The 22,353-nt window shown below is 45.9% G+C and carries 22 protein-coding genes; 7 read left to right on the plus strand and 15 right to left on the minus strand.

Annotation, left to right across the window (positions count from 1 at the left end):
- The first annotated feature begins 19 nt into the window (after window positions 1-19).
- Complete coding sequence (proC, locus tag HMPREF9194_RS01185) at window positions 20-814, plus strand: pyrroline-5-carboxylate reductase (RefSeq protein ID WP_016524533.1); 795 nt, start codon at window positions 20-22, stop codon at window positions 812-814.
- 9 nt (window positions 815-823) lie between these two features.
- A complete protein-coding gene (locus tag HMPREF9194_RS01190; RefSeq protein ID WP_016524534.1) occupies window positions 824-2,275 on the plus strand; it encodes a sodium-dependent transporter in 1,452 nt (483 codons plus the stop codon).
- Here HMPREF9194_RS01190 and rpiA read toward each other — a convergent pair.
- Window positions 2,272-3,057, minus strand: coding sequence for a ribose-5-phosphate isomerase RpiA (gene rpiA, locus HMPREF9194_RS01195; RefSeq protein ID WP_016524535.1), 786 nt, complete (start codon window positions 3,055-3,057; stop codon window positions 2,272-2,274). The genes HMPREF9194_RS01190 and rpiA overlap by 4 nt on opposite strands.
- Entirely contained in the window at window positions 3,050-4,540 is a 1,491-nt protein-coding gene (gene aroE / locus HMPREF9194_RS01200) for a shikimate dehydrogenase (protein ID WP_016524536.1), read from the minus strand. The genes rpiA and aroE overlap by 8 nt, the downstream gene beginning before the upstream one ends.
- Before the next feature lie 100 nt (window positions 4,541-4,640).
- On the opposite strand from aroE, the gene HMPREF9194_RS01205 reads away from it, so the two are divergent.
- Window positions 4,641-6,254, plus strand: coding sequence for a Na+/H+ antiporter NhaC family protein (locus tag HMPREF9194_RS01205; RefSeq protein WP_016524537.1), 1,614 nt, complete (start codon window positions 4,641-4,643; stop codon window positions 6,252-6,254).
- On the opposite strand, the gene HMPREF9194_RS01210 is transcribed toward HMPREF9194_RS01205, so the two are convergent.
- From HMPREF9194_RS01210 to hxlA, 7 genes are all read right to left on the minus strand, one after another.
- Window positions 6,255-6,683: a hypothetical protein gene (locus HMPREF9194_RS01210; RefSeq protein WP_016524538.1), complete on the minus strand. Its 429-nt coding sequence runs from the start codon at window positions 6,681-6,683 to the stop codon at window positions 6,255-6,257. It abuts the gene before it with no gap.
- An 11-nt stretch (window positions 6,684-6,694) separates the two neighbouring features.
- Window positions 6,695-7,690, minus strand: a complete 996-nt coding sequence (locus HMPREF9194_RS01215) for an ABC transporter permease (protein WP_016524539.1) — start codon at window positions 7,688-7,690, stop codon at window positions 6,695-6,697.
- A gap of 17 nt (window positions 7,691-7,707) precedes the next feature.
- On the minus strand, window positions 7,708-8,715 hold the full coding sequence (locus tag HMPREF9194_RS01220; RefSeq protein WP_016524540.1) for an ABC transporter permease: 1,008 nt from the start codon (window positions 8,713-8,715) through the stop codon (window positions 7,708-7,710).
- Entirely contained in the window at window positions 8,712-10,238 is a 1,527-nt protein-coding gene (locus tag HMPREF9194_RS01225) for a sugar ABC transporter ATP-binding protein (RefSeq protein WP_016524541.1), read from the minus strand. Before HMPREF9194_RS01225 ends, HMPREF9194_RS01220 begins: the two co-directional genes overlap by 4 nt.
- A gap of 192 nt (window positions 10,239-10,430) precedes the next feature.
- Window positions 10,431-11,411 carry an autoinducer 2 ABC transporter substrate-binding protein gene (locus tag HMPREF9194_RS01230; protein ID WP_016524542.1) on the minus strand — a complete coding sequence of 327 codons (981 nt, stop codon included), beginning with the start codon at window positions 11,409-11,411 and terminating at the stop codon, window positions 10,431-10,433.
- Window positions 11,412-11,572: 161 nt separating this feature from the next.
- Window positions 11,573-12,139 carry a 6-phospho-3-hexuloisomerase gene (hxlB, locus tag HMPREF9194_RS01235; protein WP_016524543.1) on the minus strand — a complete coding sequence of 189 codons (567 nt, stop codon included), beginning with the start codon at window positions 12,137-12,139 and terminating at the stop codon, window positions 11,573-11,575.
- Window positions 12,136-12,762 (minus strand): 3-hexulose-6-phosphate synthase, encoded by a 627-nt coding sequence (gene hxlA / locus HMPREF9194_RS01240; protein WP_016524544.1) that lies wholly within the window; start codon window positions 12,760-12,762, stop codon window positions 12,136-12,138. The genes hxlB and hxlA overlap by 4 nt, the downstream gene beginning before the upstream one ends.
- A gap of 282 nt (window positions 12,763-13,044) precedes the next feature.
- Here hxlA and HMPREF9194_RS01245 point away from each other — a divergent pair, with 282 nt between their 5' ends.
- Complete coding sequence (locus HMPREF9194_RS01245) at window positions 13,045-13,548, plus strand: VOC family protein (RefSeq protein WP_016524545.1); 504 nt, start codon at window positions 13,045-13,047, stop codon at window positions 13,546-13,548.
- 13 nt (window positions 13,549-13,561) lie between these two features.
- On the opposite strand, the gene HMPREF9194_RS01250 is transcribed toward HMPREF9194_RS01245, so the two are convergent.
- From HMPREF9194_RS01250 to def, 3 genes are read right to left on the minus strand one after another with little or no spacing between them, the layout of a single operon-like run.
- Window positions 13,562-14,599, minus strand: coding sequence for a PASTA domain-containing protein (locus tag HMPREF9194_RS01250; RefSeq protein WP_016524546.1), 1,038 nt, complete (start codon window positions 14,597-14,599; stop codon window positions 13,562-13,564).
- A 10-nt stretch (window positions 14,600-14,609) separates the two neighbouring features.
- Window positions 14,610-15,587, minus strand: coding sequence for a methionyl-tRNA formyltransferase (gene fmt / locus HMPREF9194_RS01255; protein WP_016524547.1), 978 nt, complete (start codon window positions 15,585-15,587; stop codon window positions 14,610-14,612).
- Window positions 15,581-16,165, minus strand: coding sequence for a peptide deformylase (gene def / locus HMPREF9194_RS01260; protein ID WP_016524548.1), 585 nt, complete (start codon window positions 16,163-16,165; stop codon window positions 15,581-15,583). Before def ends, fmt begins: the two co-directional genes overlap by 7 nt.
- Window positions 16,166-16,841: 676 nt before the next feature.
- On the opposite strand from def, the gene HMPREF9194_RS01265 reads away from it, so the two are divergent.
- From HMPREF9194_RS01265 to proB, 3 genes are read left to right on the plus strand one after another with little or no spacing between them, the layout of a single operon-like run.
- Complete coding sequence (locus HMPREF9194_RS01265) at window positions 16,842-17,411, plus strand: hypothetical protein (protein WP_016524549.1); 570 nt, start codon at window positions 16,842-16,844, stop codon at window positions 17,409-17,411.
- Between the two features lie 9 nt (window positions 17,412-17,420).
- On the plus strand, window positions 17,421-18,686 hold the full coding sequence (locus HMPREF9194_RS01270; protein WP_016524550.1) for a glutamate-5-semialdehyde dehydrogenase: 1,266 nt from the start codon (window positions 17,421-17,423) through the stop codon (window positions 18,684-18,686).
- Window positions 18,683-19,477, plus strand: coding sequence for a glutamate 5-kinase (proB, locus tag HMPREF9194_RS01275; protein ID WP_016524551.1), 795 nt, complete (start codon window positions 18,683-18,685; stop codon window positions 19,475-19,477). Before HMPREF9194_RS01270 ends, proB begins: the two co-directional genes overlap by 4 nt.
- Before the next feature lie 9 nt (window positions 19,478-19,486).
- Here proB and trhA read toward each other — a convergent pair whose 3' ends face one another.
- The 3 genes from trhA to HMPREF9194_RS01290 are packed head-to-tail and all read right to left on the minus strand — an operon-like array spanning window position 19,487 to window position 21,745.
- Window positions 19,487-20,347 carry a PAQR family membrane homeostasis protein TrhA gene (gene trhA / locus HMPREF9194_RS01280; RefSeq protein ID WP_016524552.1) on the minus strand — a complete coding sequence of 287 codons (861 nt, stop codon included), beginning with the start codon at window positions 20,345-20,347 and terminating at the stop codon, window positions 19,487-19,489.
- A 58-nt stretch (window positions 20,348-20,405) separates the two neighbouring features.
- A complete protein-coding gene (gene rlmB / locus HMPREF9194_RS01285) occupies window positions 20,406-21,200 on the minus strand; it encodes a 23S rRNA (guanosine(2251)-2'-O)-methyltransferase RlmB (RefSeq protein WP_016524553.1) in 795 nt (264 codons plus the stop codon).
- Between the two features lie 38 nt (window positions 21,201-21,238).
- On the minus strand, window positions 21,239-21,745 hold the full coding sequence (locus tag HMPREF9194_RS01290) for a YchJ family protein (RefSeq protein WP_016524554.1): 507 nt from the start codon (window positions 21,743-21,745) through the stop codon (window positions 21,239-21,241).
- Between the last annotated feature and the right edge of the window lie 608 nt (window positions 21,746-22,353).

Consider the following 22,353-nt stretch of genomic DNA (forward strand, 5'->3'; position numbering starts at 1 on the left):
TACTTGCAGGAGTTTTACTATGAAATTGGGATTTATCGGTTGCGGAAATATGGCAAAAGCTATGATTTCCGGAATTTTAAAAGGAAAAGTGCTTGCCGCGCAGGATGTTGCGGCCTTTGACGTGTATAAAAGCGCATCGGAAGCCGCTCAAAAAGAACTGGGCATTAAAGCGCTTGCAAGCGCCGACGAAATTGTCGCTTTTGCCGACACCGTCGTGCTTGCCGTTAAACCGCAGTTTTATGCGGACGTCATCAAGGGCATAAAAGACAAGGTTACGCAAAATCACCTTATCGTTACGATTGCTCCCGGACAAACGCTTGCCAAGCTGGAGTCCCTGTTCGGTAAAGCGGTAAAAATCGTGCGCACTATGCCGAATACGCCCGCCCTGGTCGGCGAGGGTATGACGGCTTTGTGCCGCAGCGAAACGGTAAGCGAAGACGAATTAAAAAGCGTGCGCACCTTGTTCGACAGTTTCGGAAAAACGGAAACGGTCGCCGAATATATGATGGATGCGGTTGTCGCCGTCGCCGGCAGCTCTCCTGCTTATGTCTTTATGCTCATAGAAGCGATGGCGGATGCCGCCGTTATGGGAGGAATTCCGCGTTCTTCGGCCTACACCTTTGCCGCACAGGCGGTTCTCGGAAGCGCAAAAATGGTACTGGAAACGGGAAAGCATCCGGGCGACCTGAAAGACATGGTGTGTTCGCCGGCCGGCACGACGATTGAAGCGGTAAGAGTTTTGGAGCGCGACGGGTTCAGAAGCTCCGTAATTGAAGCTATGGATGCTTGTATAAAAAAATCAAAAAGCTTATAGGAACGAACTATGCAAGAACGAGAACAGTGGACTTCCCGTTTAGGGTTCATTATGGCCGGTGTCGGCATGGCCGTCGGTACCGGCAATATGTGGCGGTTTCCGCGCGTTGCCGGAATTAACGGCGGCGGCAGTTTTTTAATCGCCTATCTTATTGCGAATATAACCTGGGTTGTACCGCTTATTATCACCGAACTGGCGATAGGTAAGCAGACAAAACTGGGAACCGTCGGAACCTTCAAAATCTTTGCCGGAGAAAAACGTACATGGCAGGGATTGTGGATCGGTTTTGTATGCGCCGCCATTACGTTTTATTATGTTATCGTTCTTGCATGGGCTTTGCGTTATTTGGTATACGCTTTAAACGGTACTTTGCGCCACGTTCAGGATACCGAGCAGTTGTGGGAAACCTTTATCCACAATCCCAAAGAAGCGGTTATTTTTCAAATAATCGCGCTGATTCCCGTCGGATTTATTTTATTCCGCGGGGTAAACAAGGGGATTGAAAAAGCCGGAAAATATCTTATTCCTCTCCTTTTTTTGTGTTTGCTGTATTGCGTTTTCAGCGTTTTGTCGAAGCCGGGGGCTTCGGTCGGCTTACGCTATTTGTTTATGCCTTCGTGGAGCAATTTGAAATTGCCGTCCATATGGCTCAATGCGTATACGCAGGCTGCATGGTCTTCGGGAGCCGGCTGGGGCATGATGCTCACCTACGCGAACTATATGAAAAAGAACGAAGACATTACGCTGAACGGCTTTTTAATTACGGGAAGCGATATTGTGGGGGCCATGCTTTCGGCCTTGGTCGTGCTTCCCGCAGTCTTCGCTTTTTCGGCGTCGGATGCGGCCGCCTTGGATGCCTTAAAGCAGGGGAATGTCGGCTTAACCTTTATTTGCCTTACCAAGTTGTTTAACTCGATTCAGGGCGGCACGATAGTTGCGGCCTTATTTTTCATAGCCCTTTCTTTATCCGCTCTGACGTCTCTTTTGCCGCAAACCGAAGTTATTGTAAAAAACTTTATCGATTTCGGCTGGTCGCGCAAAAAAGCCGTGTGCGTTATTATGGCGGCATGCTTTGTTTTCGGCCTTCCGTCGGCAATCGACAACCGTATTTTCAATAATCAGGATTGGGTGTGGGGAATAGGGCTGCTCGTGTGCGGTTTGTTTTATGCGCTTGCGGTATACCGCTTCGGCATTAAAAAGTTCCGCGAAACATGCATAAATCCGACCAGCGACTTTAAAATAGGCCGGTGGTACGATTGGTGCATAATCATCTATCCGTTCTTTTTGTGCGTGATTATCGCGTGGTGGCTCGGCCAGTCCATGCAGTGGTCTAAAAACTGGTGGACGCCCTTTGCGGTAGATAATCCCGGAACGGTTTTGGTGCAGTGCGCCGTATCCATTCTCGTTTGCATGTTGCTGAATAAATATATGAACAAAAAGATCAAGCAGGGAAGTCTTTAAGGCCGTTCCTCCACGGTGCCGTCGGCGCGGGCGACGAAGACGAGCGGGCGGTTTTTCGTAAAAAAGCCGTTTTCGACGACGCCGGTAATTTTGTTTACCTTATCTTCCATTTTTGAAGGGACTACCGGCGAACTGCCGTCGGCGAGTAGTGGCCACGTGCAGTCGAGGATTTGGTTGCCGTTGTCCGTAATAACCGGCCCGTCTTTTCCCGAACAGGTGCGTAAAACGCAGGATGCGCCCAGTTTTTGCATTTCGCGGATAACGGGAAAGCGTGCGGCGGCGATAATTTCCACCGGAAGCGGAAAGCGCGTTCCCAAATGCGGTACGAGTTTGCTTTCGTCGGCAATGATAACCAAGCGTTTTGAATTGTATTCGACAATTTTTTCCTGTACGTGTGCGGCGCCGCCGCCCTTTATCAAATTGTTTTCCGGGTCGATTTCGTCGGCGCCGTCGATTGCAAGGTCGAGCGTACCGCCGATTTCTTTGCTGTTCAGCGTAAAAACGGGAATGCCGTATTCTTCGCAGGCGATGCCGGTTTGAAAACTCGTAACGACGGCTTTTATGCCGCTCAGCGCTCCGCCGTGCAAAAGTTCGGCAAGGCGGCGCACGGCAACGATTGCGGTCGAGCCGGTTCCCAAGCCGATTTTCATACCGGATCGGATAAGTCCTTTTTCCATCAAGCGGTCGACCGCCGTTTTCCCGACAAGTTCTTTTTGTTCTTTTTGCGACAAACCGCCTTTTTGCACGGTTTTTGTCGCGCCGTTACCGATGTTTTTATCCATATTTTTCTCCCGTAAATAATTCAAATTGTTTTTCCGCTTGATAGATGAGCATCGAATATCCGTTTTGGATGCGGCAGCCGGCTTTTTCGGCGCGGCACAAAAGCGGCGTTTTTTCCGGATAATAAATGATGTCGTACACTTGTTCCGTACCGCCGAATCCGTAAAATTCAATGGGGTCGGCTCCTTCATCCTCTTCTTTTGCGCCCATTCCGACCGGTGTCGTTTGAATGATAAGGTGCGAATATTCTTCGAGTTTTTTTTGGTCGTTCATGCTCAAACCCGAATACGCAAAACCGTATTTTTCGGCAAGAGAACGTGCCGATGCGAGCGTTCGGTTGAAAACACAGCCTTTTCCTTTCAATTCCCATACGACGTAAGCTGCGGCTTTTGCGGCTCCGCCCGCTCCGATGATTGCGACTTTTTTGCCGTGCAGATTTTTCGTACCGATAAATTCCAACAGCGCTTTTTTTAAACCTTCGATATCGGTGTTGTAGCCGGCCCAGCCGTTTTCTTTGCGCACAACCGTATTGCATGCGCCGACCTTCGCCGCCTTTTCCGACACCGATTGCAACAGAGGCAAAACCCGCTCTTTATGCGGAACGGTTACCGAAAGTCCCCGCATGCCGATTGTTTCGGCAAATTCGAGCGCTTCGTCGATTGTTTCGGACTTTATCGGAATATAAACCGCATTCATGCCGTGCTTGCGGTAGCCTGCATTATGTATTTCGGGGCTCGACGTGTGCGCCAGCGGATAACCGGTTATGCCGAAGAGTTCGGTTTTATCGTCGATGGAACGGAAGTTGTAGGTTTTGTTCAATCCGACCGGATCCACATGGCCGAGTTTTGCCAAAGAGGCATCCGGAGACGGCGGAGAACAGTAGGTTAAAAAAGAGCCGGTACGTTCGGCCAATATCCGCGACGGAATGCTGTATGCGCCCATGGTGCAAACAATGTGTTCATAATCCAAGCCGGCGCACTCTTTAAACAGCCTTGAAAGCTCGGACAAGTGTTGCGGCATGCAGGCGACTTTCGGGATTTCAAAACCTGTTTTGCGTATGGCCGCCATTTTAGCCGGAAGGTTTTCCACTGCGGAGTGCATATTGTGAAAACTGCGGATAACCCGTGTTCCGAAGGCGAGGGCGGCATCCTGAATGCTCGGTACGTCCAAGTCTTCTTCCAAATCTATGTAGGCGAAATTCTTTTGCGCATTTTGGGACGCGAACGCAAGACCTCGCGCCATAAGAGCCGTGCGCGCCGCTTCTCCCCCGCGGTAAGTCCCGCCGTCGATAAAGCGCCGTATGGTCAGGATAATCGGCATTCCGGCCATTTCGGGGAAGCGCCGTATATACAATCGTTCATCGTCGCTCAAATAATCGGCTCTGAGTTCGGCCATATCGATCCATTGCCGGTATTTATTTAAAATGGCCAAATCTTCGGCCAATGTTGAACCGGTTAAGCACAGGCATATTTTCGGCGCCTTCATGTACGCACCCCTTGTACATACTGTATAAAATATTGAATATATGCTAATATTACACCACTTTTTATTTTTGTAAAAGCCTTTACGAGGAGGTTTTCGGTTTATGGAACATTTCGGCATGTGGGGGATCATACCGCCCGTTTTAACAATTGCGCTCGCCTTTATTACAAAAGACGTTATCGTGTCGCTGTTTTTGGGAATCGTTTCCGGCTGCCTTATCGTTGCCGGAGGAAATCCCGCGGCGGCTTTAATGAACGTGAGTGATTTACTTGCCGGTTCTTTGGCCGACGGCTGGAATATCCGCATTTTTTTATTTTGCGGCCTGCTCGGTGCCTTGGTCGGTATGTTGTCCAAAACGGGTGCGGCGCAAGCGTTCGGCGTATGGATGTCCAAAAAACTGAAAAGCGGCACCGCCTCGCAGTTTGCGACCTTTATATTCGGTCTGATTGTGTTTATCGACGACTATTTTAACTCGCTGACGGTCGGAACGGTTATGCGGCCTATAAACGATAAAAACAGGGTTGCCCGCGCAAAGCTTGCGTATATTTTGGATTCGACGGCCGCTCCCGTGTGCATTTTGGCTCCCGTATCGAGTTGGGTCGTTACGGTTATGTCGATTGTGCGCAACGCCGAAGGCTTCGATAAATTGGGCATAAGCGATTTTGAATTTTTTATCCGCGCCGTTCCGTATAATCTGTACGCGCTGACGACGCTTCTCATGGTGCTTGTGGTTATCTTTTTTAAGCGCGATTTCGGTCCGATGAAACGGTCGGAAACTTTGGCAAAAGAAACCGGCGTGCTGTGGAATGAAAAAGTATACGGCGTTATTTCCGGCGATTTGCGTGACGAAAATGTTACGCGGGCAAAGCCGGCGGATATGTTGGTTCCCATTTTACTGCTCATCGTTTTTGCCGTCGCCTTTTTCCCGATTGTGTCGTGGATCAATGCCGTAGACGGCGAATCGATTACGAATTTGGCGCAAGCCGCTTCGTCGATGAGTTTACGCGACGCTTTTAACAACACCGATTCTTCGTATGCGCTGTTTTACGCCATTATTTTTACGCTGCTTTTTACGTATATTTACTATCTTGTGCGCCGCCTTATGAATTTAAAAGAAGCGAGCGAAGCCGTCCGCGACGGTATAAAATCGATGGTGCCGGCTCTTATTATTTTGACAATGGCATGGTCGATCGGAACGGTCATACGCTCTTCGCCTGCGGACGGCGGGTTGGGGCTGGGGCGCTACCTTTCGGAAACGGTTGTCGGAAGCGGCTTTCCGCTGTGGATTATACCCGGTATCGTGTTCGTGCTGTCGGCGCTTATCGCGTTTGCAACCGGCACTAGCTGGGGAACGTTCGGCATTATGATTCCGCTTGTTATGCCGATTGCCGTCGGGCTTGTCGGCGATGCCGGATTAACCGGAGGCGCCGCTTTGAACGCCGTGTTTATCTGCGTTTCTGCCGTGCTGGGAGGTGCCGTTTTCGGCGATCATGCATCGCCCATTTCCGATACGACGATTTTGTCTTCGACGGGCGCCGCCTGTCCGCATTTGGAACACGTTGCAACGCAATTGCCTTATGCACTCTTTGTAGCGGCCTGTTCTTTGGCCGGCTTTATCATCGGCGGCATCTTTATGAATCCGATTGCTTCGTGGGCAGCCGTTTTGATCGTCTTTACCGCCGGCATGATTCTTTTGCCGAAGATAAGCAAAGGCTGATTATTCCACGGTAAAGCGCCGTATTTCGTTGCCGGAAACGGTAAGAATGAGGCGCGTATTGTGCGGGACGGCATAAGGAATCGTCAGGCGGTTGCCGGTATGCTGCAGGGCGACAATGCTGTACGCGTTGCCTTCCGGTGTTTCCGCTTTCAGTTCGACGGGAAGAGCGTAGGGGTAGGGCGGAAGCCTTTCATCCAAGAGGCCGTATACAAGGTTCCCTTTCGGAGAATCGGGAATCGCGATAACGGCGTCTACGCGCGAATAGGCAGGAAGGGTTTGCCGATTTCCGCTTTGTTTTTGCGATACAACCGTTCCCGCTTCCTGCCCTTCAGCCGGAAGCTGCGCGGTAAAGTTAAAGATGATTTTGCTGCGGCTCATTTGCAGCAAAGTGTCGTTCAGCGAAAGCCCGACGATATTCGGAACGGGCACTTCTTCGCGTTTTAAGCGCTGCGTACGAATATTTTATTTACGATTTCTTTTCCAAATAGCACTAAAATAATTATTGCTCCCCATGTTGCTGTTACTACGAAGGGATCCATTCTCATTAAATTAAATCCTGTGGAAATAACTTGTAAAATCATGGACGCCAGAACAGTCCCTGTTAATTTTCCAAATCCTCCGTTAGGATTTACGCCTCCTAAGAAGCTGGCGAGGACGGCTATTAATAGGTATGAATCATAATAATTTGCCTTCACGGAATTCATTTGCCCTATCATAATTAAGCAACAAAAGAAGGCAAAACTTGCGGAGAAGATATATTCCCATATAATAATTTTGTCTATGTCGATATTAGAATATTTTGCAGCTATACTGTTTGCACCTGTCATGTATAGCTGTTTGCCGAAAACAGTTCGGTTTAAAATAAAGTGCGAAATAAAAATAATGATTAATAATAAAAGAAGGGAGGTTGGTATACCGATTATTTTCCCGTTTCCTATAAAGGTGAGAGCAGAAGGGAACCCTGATATAGTATAGCCTTCTGTGATAACAAGGCTAAAACCTTGTAGAAGAGTCATCATTCCTAATGTTACCAAAATAGCGGGAATTTTCAGTTTTGCAATCATAATTCCATTACAAAAGCCTATACAAATACATATTGCGAATCCGATAATAATTGCTATACCCAGCTGCATTCCGGTTGCTTCAGCCATATGTCCTTGTGTTGCTTTATTTAAAAGTAGGTATAACATTATTCCGTTAAAATTTGCATTTGCAACGATAGATAAATTTATACCACCCGATAATTCAGATACCATCATCCCAATTGCGAGCAAAGCAATCATGGGCATTTGATATGTCATTGCGCTTATATTATTAAGTGATATAAATTTTTTGCCATTGATTATTCCCATTAGGATGAAAAGCACAACAAATGTAATAATAAGCGAAAAATATTCTTCCGAACATAAATTCCTAAAAAAGTTATTTTTTCTCATAAAATTTGTCCTAAACATTAGTCTACTTTTACACGGATTTTTCTGCGCTCTTGAGCCAATTCTTGAAGTGCATTTACTGCGATACTTAATAAAATGATTGCTCCAGTGAAAACATTATACCAATATGAAGAAATCCTCAGTAATGTTAAACTGTTGCTGAGAATTGCGAAAAGCAGAACTCCAAGAAATGTTCCCAATACAGATCCTTTTCCCCCCGTAATCGAAGCTCCTCCCAACACAACGGCTGCTATTACAGCCATTTCTGTTCCGACAATTGAATTGGGAATAACAGTTTGTACAATTGACACATGAGCAATTGCAGCAATACCTGCAATTGCACCGGCAAGACCATAAACGAATAATATTGTCTTTCGGATATTAATACCGACTCGTTCTGCGGCTACCGCGTTACCTCCTATAAGATAAACGCTTTTCCCTATAACTGTTTTGCGGAGTATAAAAGCAAGAAAAATTGATAAGCCGAGCCATAATACGGTTACTGTACTTAACCCGTACGTTGAGCCATTCTCTGCTATTGCCGGGAGTATTTTTGCATTACTTAGCGGCCACAAATATGAAGGAATCTCGTATAAAAGCTTCCCCTTTGTAATAACATATAAGATACCGTAAAAAAGATTTTGAGTGGAAATTGTTATAATAATTGCAGGCATTTTATAATGGTCTATTAAGAATCCATTGAATAATCCCAGCAGCGTTCCAGCTATTATGGCTAAAAAAAAAGCAACAACTAAATTTCCTTGTATATGTTTTAGAAGTAGCCAGACTACTATATATTCACTTACTTGTGCGATTGCAGTGAAGGAAACATCAAATCCGCCACTGATAATAACCAAAAGAACTCCTAAAGAGAAAATCCCAACAACCGTATAAGATTTTAATACATTACAAATATTCTCATACGTAAAAAAGCTTGGTACACGTAATGAAACGAAAACTACTAACGCTAAAATTATAATAAACAAAGTTGTTTCGCGTTTTTTTAGAATTACTTGAATTTTATTCATGTTTTATAACCTTTCATACTGTTTCGTTTTTGGTTTTCTAACAGGCTCTGTATATAGCTCTCATTTATTTCTTCTGACCTTTCTAACCTATGACGTATGCATCCGTTTTGTAATATTAAAACGGTATGACAATTTGCAGTTATTTCCCTTATTTCATCGGAAATAAGAATAACGGACATTCCGGTTGCTTCTACCATTTCGTTAATAGTTCTAAACAAACCGGCTTTTGCCCCGATATCTACTCCAACGGTGGGGCCATCGAGTATAAGCACTTTTGGGTGCATTTCCAACCATTTCCCTAAGACTATTTTCTGCTGATTCCCACCTGAAAGAGTTTTTACCGTTTTGTACATCGAATCTGTTTTAACTTTTAGCGTCTTTATCCACTTATCAGCTGTGAGTGTAATTTTTTTTTCATCGATTAAACCGTTTGAAGCTTTAAAATTTTTTAGCATAGCAATACTGATATTTTCTCGCTGGGAGTAATTCATGATTAATCCTTGCGTTAATCGGTCTTCGGGGACATATGCTATACCATTCTTTACTGCTTGTTGTACATTTTTTATACAAACGGGTTGGTTATCAATAATAATTTGTCCCGAATCAGATGGAGCAATCCCGAACAAGGCTGTAGCTAATTCAGTTCTGCCTGACCCCAATAAACCGGTAATACCTAAGATTTCTTTTTTTCGCAATACAAAATTTATATTTTTAAAATTATTTTTTTTGCAAAGATTTTTTACTTCCAAAACTATGGGAGTATTCGGTTTTATATCTTTATCTGAATTTTTTGTATATATAAGCGCTTGTCCAACCATAAGTTTTTCAATTTCAGGTATTGAGAGAAGATTTTTGTTGCGAGTAGCGATAAGTTTACCGTCGCGTAAAACGGAAATTTTATCACAGATTTCCATAATTTCATCAAGTTTATGGCTAATAAAAATAACAGCTGTATTTTGTTGTTTAAGCTTATGAATAATAGAGAATAGATTGTTTATCTCTTCTCTCGTAAGAGCTGTTGTCGGTTCATCAAAGATTAGAAGTTTCGCCTCATTATTTAACGCTCGAGCGATTGCAACCAGCTGTTGTTTTGCGATCGGTAATTCTTCTACTAAATCATATAAATTAATATCTGCATCCAGCATTTCCAAAATATTTTTTATTTGTATAATATTCTGATGATTTGAATAAAGTTTTTTACGTTTTGCAATCTGTGCACAAAGAGAAATGTTTTCTAAAACATTTAAATTAGGGAAAAGAGATAGATCCTGATAAATTACACTGATGCCATATAGCATTCCTGACAGCGGTCCGTAAGAGTGCACAACCTGCCCATGTATTGTAATTTTACCGGTGTCTGCGCGCAGTACCCCTGCTATAATCTTCATTAATGTAGATTTTCCGGATCCGTTTTCACCGACTAATCCGTGAACTTCTCCCAGTTCAACGGAAAATGAAACGTTTTCTAATGCCTGCACACCGTCAAAGCCTTTATATACATTTTCTATTTTAATGAAATCCATTTATCATTCCGCTTAATTATTATAATATTAAAGCAAAGACATACTGAACCCGTTTTAATATCTTGTCTTGTTGTCAAACCAAAACTCTGTATTTCTTTCCAGCTAAATTTCGAAGTCATATAAATGGTATACGTAGGGGCATTTGAAATTTAGTCAAACAGCCCTACGTATTTATCTTATCTACAGTCAAAGCTAAAAATTGTACTTGTCACAGTTATTTTTATCAACAATCAACGGATTATTAAATAAAATATTCATCCCCTTGATTACGGGTGTTCCTAAACCTGGGATTTCTAAACCATTTTTAATCTCGGCTCGTTTACCATCAAGAATCATTTTCGCAATATAGACCATTGCATACGAAGCATCACCGGATGACCAGAGAACGGCCATATCAACTGACCCATCTTTTAAGAAAGGCGCGATTTCAAGAGGGCTGGTTGTTCCGATGACACATATTTTATCATTGAGCCCTTTTTCACGTATGGCTTGACCTGCCCCAGGGGCTCCTTGACTTCCGAATGCCAAAATAGCTTTGAGATCAGGGTATACCGTCAATAGTTCCAGTGTTTTTTGGCGGGCGGCATTTCTATCTTCAGAAACGGGAAATTTACTATCCACCATAATCAAGTTTGGATATTTCTTTTTCGCGAGAGTGATTGCTGCATCTGCCCAAATATTATGAGCCGGTACGGTCAGAGATCCTACATAAATTGCGTATTTTCCACTCGTTCCCGATATTTTAACCATCTCTTCAAGCATCCGCTCTCCGAATTTAACGTTATCAATCATCTCTATGTCAAAATCTGCTTCCGGTTGATTCGGTGACTCATGAGTAAGGACAACGATTCCCTTTTCTCTGGCACGCTTAAATGCCGGTATACATGAATTAGCATCATTGGGGACAACAAGAACCGCATTGACTCCCTGATTAATGGCATCCTCAATAATTCTTACTTGTTGTGCTTCGTCCGCAGCAGCCGGTGCTTGCATATAAACTTCTGTATTAAATTCTTTGCCCGCTTTTCTTGCATCAGCATCATAAGGTTCAAACCATGCCGATTTTAATTTAGGAATAGTAACCATTGTGTAATCAGCCTTTTCTCCCTTTCCGCCAGCAAAAATACACACACCCATTGATAAGACTGCGAAGATTGTAATAAATCTTTTCATTAGAAACCTCCTTATAAAAGTCTTTGCCTAATTTTTAATAATTACGAATGCAACTGTGATCATTAAAATAATTCTACCATGGAAAATTTAGGCTGTCAACATTATTTAAGTGTATATCAATATTACTAATACAATACTTACAGAGTAGAAGACTATTGATATTATTCCAAATTGGCATGCCTTATCATAAGTTTTTTATTACTGTCTTCTAGAGAATATTTATCAGCAATGGAAAGAATGATCGTGTCGCCGGTTAATAAGACGCTTTGTTCAAAAGTAGCGGAACCGAGCTGAATAGAAGACTTTACACTCTTATCATTTTTTGTCGTTGCAGCGGGGATATGAATGATAATATCCGCAATAGTTCCGATAGGAGAATCGGGAATAGCCGTAATCAGAGCTAAAGTTGCTCCAATTTTTCTACATTTTCCTGCAATAGCCACAAGTGTTTCTGTTTTCCCGCTCCCCGATGCGATAATTAATAAATCTTTTTTTGTTATTGCAGGAGTGACTGTTTCTCCTACAACATAGGTAGTGAGTCCCATATGCATTAAACGCATGGCAAAAGCCCGAATCATTAACAACGAACGTCCCGCACCAGCTACAAAAATCTTATCTGATTTTAAAATATGATCCTTTAATGAAGTCAGCTGTTCCCATTTTAGTGCAGAGAAAGTCGTTTTTAATTCTTCTAAAATAGAAAATAGAATTTCCTTTTCATTTTTCATTTCATGGCCTCCTTCATATTAAGAACGGCTGTACGGATATCCGGGGCACTATATAAAGCACTCCCCGCAATGATAATCTCCGGTTTTTGTATCACATAAGAATGGAGTGTTTTAATTCCGATTCCTCCTGCTACGGCTACCATGTTTCGCGGAACAGAAGCAAGTAATTCATGCAGATCTCCTATAGGGGTTCGTCCGCTTTTTTGCATATCGACACCTGTGTGTACCCCTATATAATCAATTCCTAAGTCTATTAACTCAGCCGAACGCCCTCGTATATTTTTTATACAAATTAAATCAGCCAGTACTTTGCGGCCGTATGCATGTGCAGTTTCCACTACCTCTGCAATAGTTGTATTGTCTGCAAAGGCTAATACTGTCATGATATCGGCTCCGCTTTCACATATATTTTGTGCTTCAATTTTACCGCCATCGACTATTTTGCTGTCAGCCAATACACATAAATCAGGGTATTTTTCTTTTAGTTTTCGTACAGGGGATAGACCTTCTTTTATGATAGCAGGAGTACCTATTTCAAAGATATCAATTATATCATAAATTCCCTTTGCGATCTCTAAAATCCTTGCAGTGTCGGTAATATCCACAGCGATTTGTAATTTCATTTTTCCTCCTAATCAGTATCTACGAGAGTCTTTAAAAAGTTTTTTATTATATTAAAGCTTTTATTGTTTCCAGAATATCACAATATGTCACAACACGCAACAAAATATATTAAATTATCTGAAACATGCAATGAGAGGAGGTATTGTCGAAGGTAAGCTTGAAAAAAACTTTACTTGACTTTTTTATTTTTCATGCCTATCATGAATCGACATCGGATGTTACCCAAAACTTTAGTTTTCGGACGCTTCCCTTGATTTAATATTTCAATTTGAGGAGAACTTATGATGCAAGCTGATTTTCTAAATCAATCTATTGGGCAGATTGGTTATGTAGTTGAAAATGTAGATGCAACTATTAAGGCTTACTATGAAAAATTTGGAATGGGCGGATGGCATATCTATACATACGGGCCACCACTTTTGAAATTTATGAATTATAAAAATAAGCCTATAACATATAGAGCTCGGATTGCTTTGGGGTATTTTGGAAATACCAGAATAGAACTTATCCAAAACTTAGAAGGACATACAATCTATACCGACTTCATAAAGAAACACGGATATGGAGTGCAGCACCTCGGTATTTATGTTAAAGATATTCAAAAAGCTTTAAAAAATGCCTTTGATGCCGGGTTTTCAATTATTATGGAAGGTGGCGGTTTCGGTCTTGATAACGACGGACACTTCGCATATCTAGACACCGAAGATGTATGTGGTATTACATACGAACTGATTCAACGTCCTTTACGTCGGCATGAGCCAGAAGCGATTTTCCCTTCGGCATAATAATATCTTGCCCTCACTCCACGGTAAAGCGCCGTATTTCGTTGCCGGAAACGGTAAGAATGAGGCGCGTATTGTGCGGGACGGCATAGGGAATCGTCAAGCGGTTGCCGGTATGCTGCAGGGCGACAATGCTGTACGCGTTGCCTTCCGGTGTTTCCGCTTTCAGTTCGACGGGAAGAGCGTAGGGGTAGGGCGGAAGCCTTTCATCCAAGAGGCCGTATACAAGGTTCCCTTTCGGAGAATCGGGAATCGCGATAACGGCGTCTACGCGCGAATAGGCAGGAAGAGTTTGCCGATTTCCGCTCTGCTTTTGCGATACAACTGTTCCCGCTTTCTGCCCTTCAGCCGGAAGCTGCGCGGTAAAGTTAAAGATGATTTTGCTGCGGCTCATTTGCAGCAAAGTGTCGTTCAGCGAAAGCCCGACGATATTCGGAACGGGCACTTCTTCGCGGCCGGGGCCGGAGGAAACGACCAGCTCAAGCGTTACGGGCGAACTCAGGTTTGTGTTCGGCAGCGGGTTTTGTTCCAAAATAGTGCCGGCTTCGGCGGCATCTTCTTTATAAATCGGAACATCGGGCAATTTTATCATTTGAACGGATGAAGACGCAAACAGGGTTTGCAGCTGCGCGCGCACATCGTCGATTTTCATTCCGACGTAGTTTTCCACGCGGTCGAGCACAACGCCCTGGCTTACGGTAAGGTTTATGCGTTCGCCGGCTTTTACAATCGTTCCGCCGGAAGGACTTTGTTCAAGAACGCTGCCTTTTTCTTCGGGACTTTTCGAATAGCGCAAACGTATTTTCGGGTACAGTTCTTTCGCCTGCATTTCCTGCAGCGCATCGGTCAAATCTTTTCCCGTAACGTCGGGAACCATAACGCGTTCGGGGCTTTTTACGCTTATAAAGAATGCCGCGAGAGCCGCCAAAAACATAAAACAGAGCATGAGCGCCGCAACGGTAAAAATCAACTTGCGGTTTGTGCGTATCGTTTCTTCGGTTTTGTCCAAATCGATTCCGAAAGAACTCAGTTTTTTCCAATGATTTAAATTCATCTTGTATTCCTTATTGCGCGGACGGAACGTTCGAAGACGCAGAACTCGAACATTGCGTGCCGATAAAGTTCCGGCTGCCGTTCAAAAAATCCTTCCACGACATGGCTTTTTTAGCTTCCTTTTGCAGTTTTTGTATTGCAAGAACTCCGTCTCCTGTTTGTACCAGAATTCCGCAGTCTTTGTCTATACCGATAACGGTCCCCGCCGCCGCTTCGCCGAATGTGCAGTCGCCGCGGTATACGCTTGCGGTATGAATGTAGAGCTTGGCGTTTCCCGCATAGGTGAACGTTCCCGGCCAAGGCTGAAAGGCGTGTACTTGAGCGCACAGGCTTGCCGCGCTTTTTGTCCAGTCCAAAAGACCGTCCGCTTTGCAAAAAACTTTACAGTACGACGCTTCTTCTTCGTTTTGCGCAACCGCCCGTTCCGTCCCCGATTCAATTTGGGCAAGCACGTCCGACACGAGCGGAACTCCTTCGCGCGCGGCATGCATGAGCACTTCTTCGGCCGTTTCGGTTCCGTCCAGGACGATTTCTTTTTGGGCGAGGATATCGCCGCTGTCCATGCGCTGCGCCAAACGCTGCACGGTAATGCCGGTTTTTGTTTCTCCTGCAAGGATTGCTGCAGGAACGGGCGTAGGCCCGCGGTATTTGGGTAAAAGCGACGGATGCAGGTTTATGCCGCCTTTCGAAAAAAGCGCAAGGAATTTGGGGCCGAATATTTTGCCGTAGGCAAAGCACACTAAAAGATCCGGCTTGAGCGCGGCGATTTTTTCGCGCACGGAAGTATCGAGCTTTTCCGGCTCCAAAACGGTAAGGCCGTTTTCATGCGCAAGCTGCGCGACCGGCGTGCTCACCGGCGTTTTACTGCGCCCGACCGGAGAAGGCGCGTTTGTAAGGACTGCGGCAATGCCGACTTGTTTTAATTCGATAAGCCCCTTCAGCAAAATTGCGGCTATGGCGGGACTTCCCGCAAAAACAATATTCAGCACCGGCTTGTCGCCTCTTGTGCCGTTTGTTTTTTGTGAGCGATTTTTGCCGCGATTTTTCGCGCCTGCGCTTCTTTTTGTGCGGCTTTTTCGCGCCTGCGTTCTTCGCGCCGTTTAAAGTTTTCTATAGTTGCCTGCTTGAATTCCGGATCTCCGCGATCGATGAACAGAACGCCGTCCAAGTGGTCGTATTCGTGCTGAATGACGCGCGCCAAAAGGCCGTCGGCATCCAGCGTAAAGGGGGCGCCCTTTTCGTCAAATGCCTGAACTTTTACCCTTTCGGGGCGTTCGATTTTTTCGTATACTTTCGGAATCGAAAGACAGCCTTCTTCGTACAGGCTCGTTTTTTCGGACGTTTCGATTATTTGCGGATTTATAAATATGCGCTGAACTCCGTCTCCGGTATCGACGACAAAAAGCCTCAGCGACATACCGACTTGCGGAGCCGCCAATCCGATGCCGTTGTTTTCCTGCATTGCCGTCAGCATTTGTGCGGCTAAAGAACGGATATCGTCGTTTATATGTTCCACCGGAAGCGCCTTTTGTCTGAGCACGTCTTCGCCTAATTTAAAAATCTTCATATCCCTATTATAGTATACAAATATAAAAATCGGGTCAAGAAGTACGCTTGCAGGGCTTCAGCATGAAGGGAAACAAAAAATATCAGCTTTCGATAAGGCGTGAAAAAAAAGCACCCGTTCAGGCAATTCGCTGCGCTCACAAGCCGTTCACGGGTACTTTTTTCACGCCATTTCCCATAAACACGACTCTTTTGAACTTTCTGCTCATACCGAATCGCTGCCCGGCGACACATTGAAAACTCACAAGACGGTCCGTTTCAGCGGCATCCTTGCCGCAACATTCAAATTGTCCTGGTAGGAAGCCGGAAAGAGTTATAGATAGGCGAGTTTTGTGCAAACAAAACTCGGAGAAAGAATTGTACGTCCCTGCACAATCTTTTTTGGAGGTCGCGGCCCAGAGCTGCCGGATTTGACTGTTCGCGATGCTTCGACGGGCAGAGGCTCGGCATGAGTAGAGAAATGAAAAAAATGCAAATAAAAACACGGTCAGAGCGAAACCCGCCCGCGAGGCGTTTTGCGCGTTTATCACGGGTAATTTTGCCCTAAAAGCGCAACCATGCCGAGTACGGGCGAAGTTTCGCTATAAATGTATTTTATTTTTCACCGTTTTTTCGTTTATGCCGAATCCCTGCCGGCACACCCTTGACAAAACCGCCGGAAAAAGGCACCCTTAGGTATGCGGAATTCCGGAAACACACAAAAAAAACTATTGGCTCAAATCGTCAACAACGAAGTTGCCGCCGCTTTGGAAAATTTTTCGCAAAGCGGCGATGAAGGAGTTCTCGCACAAAGCGCTTCCGTCGTTGCCGGCATTTTTGATTCCGACCATGTATTTGCGCGCTTGACGCAAAAGTCTTCCGGCATCAGAAAAGAAGCCGAACAAAAGCTCATAAAAAGTTTCCACCGCAATTCGGCCCTGCTTGTACAAAAAACGTGGGTGGAAAAATCGGACGAAGCTTTAAAGGAACAGGTTCTTTTTCAGATTGACGGAATCTGTTCCGCCTTGGAAAAAGGAGCCTACGGCGGTGTCTACGAGCAGTTTATGCTGCTGCTGCACGATGTCGTATATTTGCTCTTCGGTTCGCAGTCGAAAAAAGACGACTTTGCCGAATACGCTTTGCGCATCGACCCGGACTTCGGCGTGTTTTGGCAGTTTTTACAAAACGTATCGCCGAAAAAAAAGTGTTCCGAAAATCTTGCCCGGCTGTACATTTTGCTGGGTATGTGTTTTTTGGCAAATTATTGACCTGCCGCTATGATTGACGAACGAATTTTTGCAGGCTTGCGCGAAGCTTCTTTCGGCTTGGCCGGCCTTTGTACGGCGCAAAAAAATGCGGCGCTTGCGAAAGCGGCCGAATCGATCGGCGATGCGCGTTCCGAAATTTTAGCTGCAAATAAAATCGATGTTGAAAAAGCCCGAAAGGCCGGCATCAAAGATTCTCTTGCAGACCGCCTGCTTTTAACCGAGGAGCGCATCGGCGCAATAATCCGAAGCATTCAGACTGTCATCGCTCAACCTGATCCGATCGGGCGCGTGCTCGAAGGCTGGAAAACGGCAAACGGTTTAAACATAAAAAAGGTTTGCGTTCCGATGGGCGTTGCCGCCATCATTTACGAATCGAGGCCGAACGTTACCGCGGAAGCTTTTTCTTTAGCGTGGAAAAGCGGTAATGCGCTGCTGTTGCGCGGAAGTTCGAGCGCGCTTGAATCGAATAAGGCGCTCGTAAACGCGATAAAAAAAGCGCTGCCGATTCCGCACGCGCTCGAGCTGGCTTGCGGCGGACACGAAGAAGTCAATCAAATCATTAAAGCGCGCGGGAAAATAGACGTCGTGCTTCCGCGCGGCGGTAAAAACCTTATCGAAACGGTGTGCGCGAACGCCGCGGTGCCCGTTATAGAAACGGGAACGGGCGTATGCCATTTGTTTGTCGACGAAAGCGCCGATATCGCAGCGGCGCTCGCCGTTGCCGAAAACGCAAAACTGCAGCGCCCCGGCGTATGCAATGCGATCGAAACGCTGTTGGTGCACAAAAACCTCGCCGAATGTTTTTTGCCCGCTTTGGCCGAACGTTTTGCCGGCAGGGCGGAACTGCGCTGCTGCGAGCGTTCTTTTCCCATACTGAATGCCGCCGTTGAAAACTCCGCGCTTTCTTCGGTGCGGAACACAAAGCTTGTGCCTGCGTCCGACGGCGATTTCGGTACCGAGTTTTTGGATTATATACTTGCCGTAAAAGTCGTCGATTCGGTTGAACAAGCCGTTACACACATCAATGCACACAACAGCGGACATTCCGAATCGATCATTACCGAAAGCGTTGCGAACGCGCGGTTTTTTCAAACGCAAGTCGATGCCGCCTGCGTATATGTAAACGCTTCCACGCGCTTTACCGACGGCGGAGAATTCGGCTTCGGCGCCGAATGGGGAATCAGCACGCAAAAACTGCACGTGCGCGGTCCCATGGGATTAAGCGCGCTTACGACGACAAAATACTGCATAGACGGAGAAGGACAGGTTCGATGAATGTTGCCGATGCGATAGCCGGTGCGCGCAAAATCGTTATAAAAATAGGCTCGAATACGCTTGCAAAAGCGGACGGTACAATCAATACCGATTTTATGGACGGCTTTGCCGCTCAGTGTGCCGATTTGATTGCACGGAACAAACAGCTTGTCATTGTGTCGTCCGGCGCTCAGGTTGCCGGCATGTCCGCGCTGAACAGATGGACGCGCAAAAAAGATATCCATTATCGGCAGGCGCTCTGTGCGATCGGGCAGGTGGAACTGATGTATCAATGGCGCGCCGCGTTTTTTAAGTACGGAATTCACATCGGTCAGCTGTTATTTACCAAAGAGGATTTTACCCACGACTACAGAACGCTGAATATGCGCAACACGCTTTTTACGCTCGTCGATGAAGGCGTGCTCCCCGTTATAAACGAAAACGATTCGGTGTGCGTCGAAGAAATCCGTATCGGCGACAACGACAATTTGAGCGCGCTTACCGCCGAATTGTGGTCGGCCGACTTACTGATTTTGTTCAGCGATATAGACGGCGTGTATACGGCGAATCCCAAAGAAAACCCCGGCGCCGAATTGATACAAAAAGTTTCGGACATCGATGAATTAAAAAAGCACATCAGCATCGGCAAAACAAACGCGTTCGGCACCGGCGGCATGGAAACAAAGCTTCAAGCCGCCGAAAAAATGTTCGCCTGCGGCATACCGATGATTTTGGCAAACGGAGGCAAAGAGCGCATATTGGAAAACCTCGCTTCCGGTTCGGCCGACGCTACACTCTTTTGCCGCGATTAGTTGCGGCGGTTAAATCGAAAAATACACCGAAAAAAAGTGCAAGACGCTTCCGGCCATGACAAACAAGTGCCAAATCGAATGCATCCATTTGCGGTCTTTCATCGAGTAAAAAAAGACGCCGGCGGTGTATGCGATACCGCCGCTTATTAAAAAAACGATGCTTACAGGCGGAAGCACATTGTACATCGGCTTAAACGCAAAAACGATGAGCCATCCCATGAGAATGTACGTGATGACCGAAGCTGCACGCAATTTGCTGCCGAATACGGAGTACAGCGTGATGCCCGTTATCGCAAGCGCCCAAATAATGCCGAATAAGGTCCAGCCGAGTGCGCCGTGCAGCGATGCGAGGCAAAAGGGCGTGTATGTTCCGGCTATGAGCACGTAAATCGATGCGTGGTCGAATACGGAAAAAACGCTCTTCGCCTTGGGAGGCGTAAGCGCGTGGTAGAGCGTCGACATAAGGTACAAGATAACCAAAGAGGAACCGAAAAGTGTCCAGCTCGTTACATAATACGCTTTGAGTCCGTGCGGCGCCTGCGTGGCCGCCTTTACGATAAGCAGCACCAAAGCCGCGATTGCAAGACCAGCTCCTATGCCGTGCGTAATTGAATTGAATATTTCTTCGCCGAGCGAATAGCGTTTGGTGCGGTTGCGGTACGCTTCGCGCTTTGCCTCACGGTAGCGCCGCCTGTTTTCCTTTTTGCACGCGCGATCTATGGCTTTTCGGTTGTCGGCCAAAAGCTTCAGCTGCATTTCGTATTTTACGTCGTCTATATCCTGTTTTGCCTTGCGCTTTATTTCTTTGATTTTCTGTTCCGCTTCTTCGCGGATTGAAAGTTCGCTGTCTTTATCCGGTGAATCGTTCATGAGTTCTCCTCGGCATTCATAGTTTAGAGCGTTTTTTGAACAAAAGGTTGCACGCTTTTTACGCTTTATTTAAAAGCTGGCGTCGCCGTTCGTAAAGTAAAATGCCGGCCGCAACCGATACGTTTAAGCTGTCGAGCTTGCCGCTGCACGGAATCGACACGAAATCGTCACACTTGGACGCTAAAAGGCGGCTTATGCCCGACCCTTCGCTTCCCATAATGAAGGCGACGTTTCCCGTCAAATCAAGCGTGTGGGCGCCGGTTCCGTTTGCCGCCGCGCCGTATACCCAAAAGCCTTTTTCGCGCAGTTTTTCTGCGCTGCGCACCAAATTGGTTACTACCGCGGTCGGAACCCATGAAGAAGCTCCCGCGCTTGCCCGTTCGATAACGGAAGCGTCGTTTGCTCCGCGGCGTTCTGGCAGGACGAGTAAATCGGCGCCTAACTGGTCGCAGTTTCTGATAACCGCGCCGACATTATGCGGATCGGTAACCGAATCCAGCATAACGACCAACGCGCTGCGTTTTTCGCTTGCGCAGCTTTCGGTCAGCATGTCGATAAAGGTGTCGAAATCGACCGTTTTTTCTTCTTTTCCCGCAGGCAGCGAAAGCACAATGCCGCGGTGTTCCCTCGACAAAGCGTTCAGGTGCGCCGCAAGCGAATCAAGGTGTGCGTCGTCCGTTTGCGTGCACGGAATGTGCAAAGCGCGGGCGCGTTCCAAAATTTTTTTTACGCGCGGACCCGCTTTCGAATATAAGATTTCGATACCGTGCGCCGCATCGGGTTTTGTTTTTAAAAGATGTTCGGTACTTTTAAGGTATTCTTCTATGGCGTGGAAGCCCGTTTTTATCTGCATATGTTTTTACTGTCCGCAGCAGCACGCATTGCTGTGTGCTATCGCCCGCAACAATGCTTATATTTTTTGCCCGAACCGCAGGGGCAGCTTTCGTTTCTGCCCGGTTTTTTGCCTTCGCGCACAATCGTAACGGGGGTAATCGTTCCCGTTTTATACAGCCAGCGGCCGTTTTCTTTTACGAATTCGGCTTTTTCTTTATGAACGTCTTTCAGCCCCTTGCGGCTGTACGCCGCGCCGAATTCCACTATACCTTGCGTGTCGTTTTCGCCGCCCTTTTCGGTGTTGATTATTTTTAAGCCGAGCCATTCGGATTCTTCGCTCCAGCGGCGCGTTTCTTCCGTATCTATATTATTTTCGCCTTTTTCATGCGCACAGCTCGAAACGATAAAGTCTATGTCATGCATAACATAGGCCGAATAGCGCGCACGCATTAAACTTTCGGCTGTTTTCGCCGCGGTTTTTCCGGCAATAACGGGCCCGCAGCAGTCCGCAAAAAGCTTACCCGAGCCGCACGGGCACTGCTTTTGAGTATTTTGCTTTTCCATATCCCGATTATACGCAAATCCCCCGCGCCGGTCAACGAGCGGCGAGAACTCATTGTCGGAGCTTTATCATTTATCGGAATTTACAGCTTTTCTATTTCCGCTTCGGCAAGGCCGGTGGCTTTTGCTATGTCCGAACAAGATAAATGCATGGTTGACAAAATCTTTGCCGTTTCTATTTTTGCTTGATATGCCCCCTTGCGCATACCTTCTTCAAAGCCTATTTTCTCTCCTATTTGTGAACCCTGTCTGAGTAAGTCATCTTTATGAATATTCAGTGACAGTTACGAAGTTCTAACTTTTCGTTGTTTTTTGTCGTTTCAACAAGTTCGTCGATGCTCTGCGTAAAATAACTTGTTGCCTGCTTTTTACAAAGATAGCGCAGCAAGGCATGCAATTTTCGGTAAAAGTCAATTCTTCTACACTTTTGTGCCGGGGAAGATAATCCATACACGCCTCCTTGGAACATAGTTTGGACAGATAACTGCTCATCTATGTTATAGGTGCAGACAATATAATTTTAGAGGGAAAACTACGTACCAAAGCCCGTTTTTAAAGACTTTAGTGTCTGCACTGTATATTTTTTGCCGGATTCATCAAAAGAAAGAAAA

This window comes from Treponema maltophilum ATCC 51939, assembly GCF_000413055.1.
In the GTDB taxonomy this organism is placed as follows: domain Bacteria; phylum Spirochaetota; class Spirochaetia; order Treponematales; family Treponemataceae; genus Treponema_C; species Treponema_C maltophilum.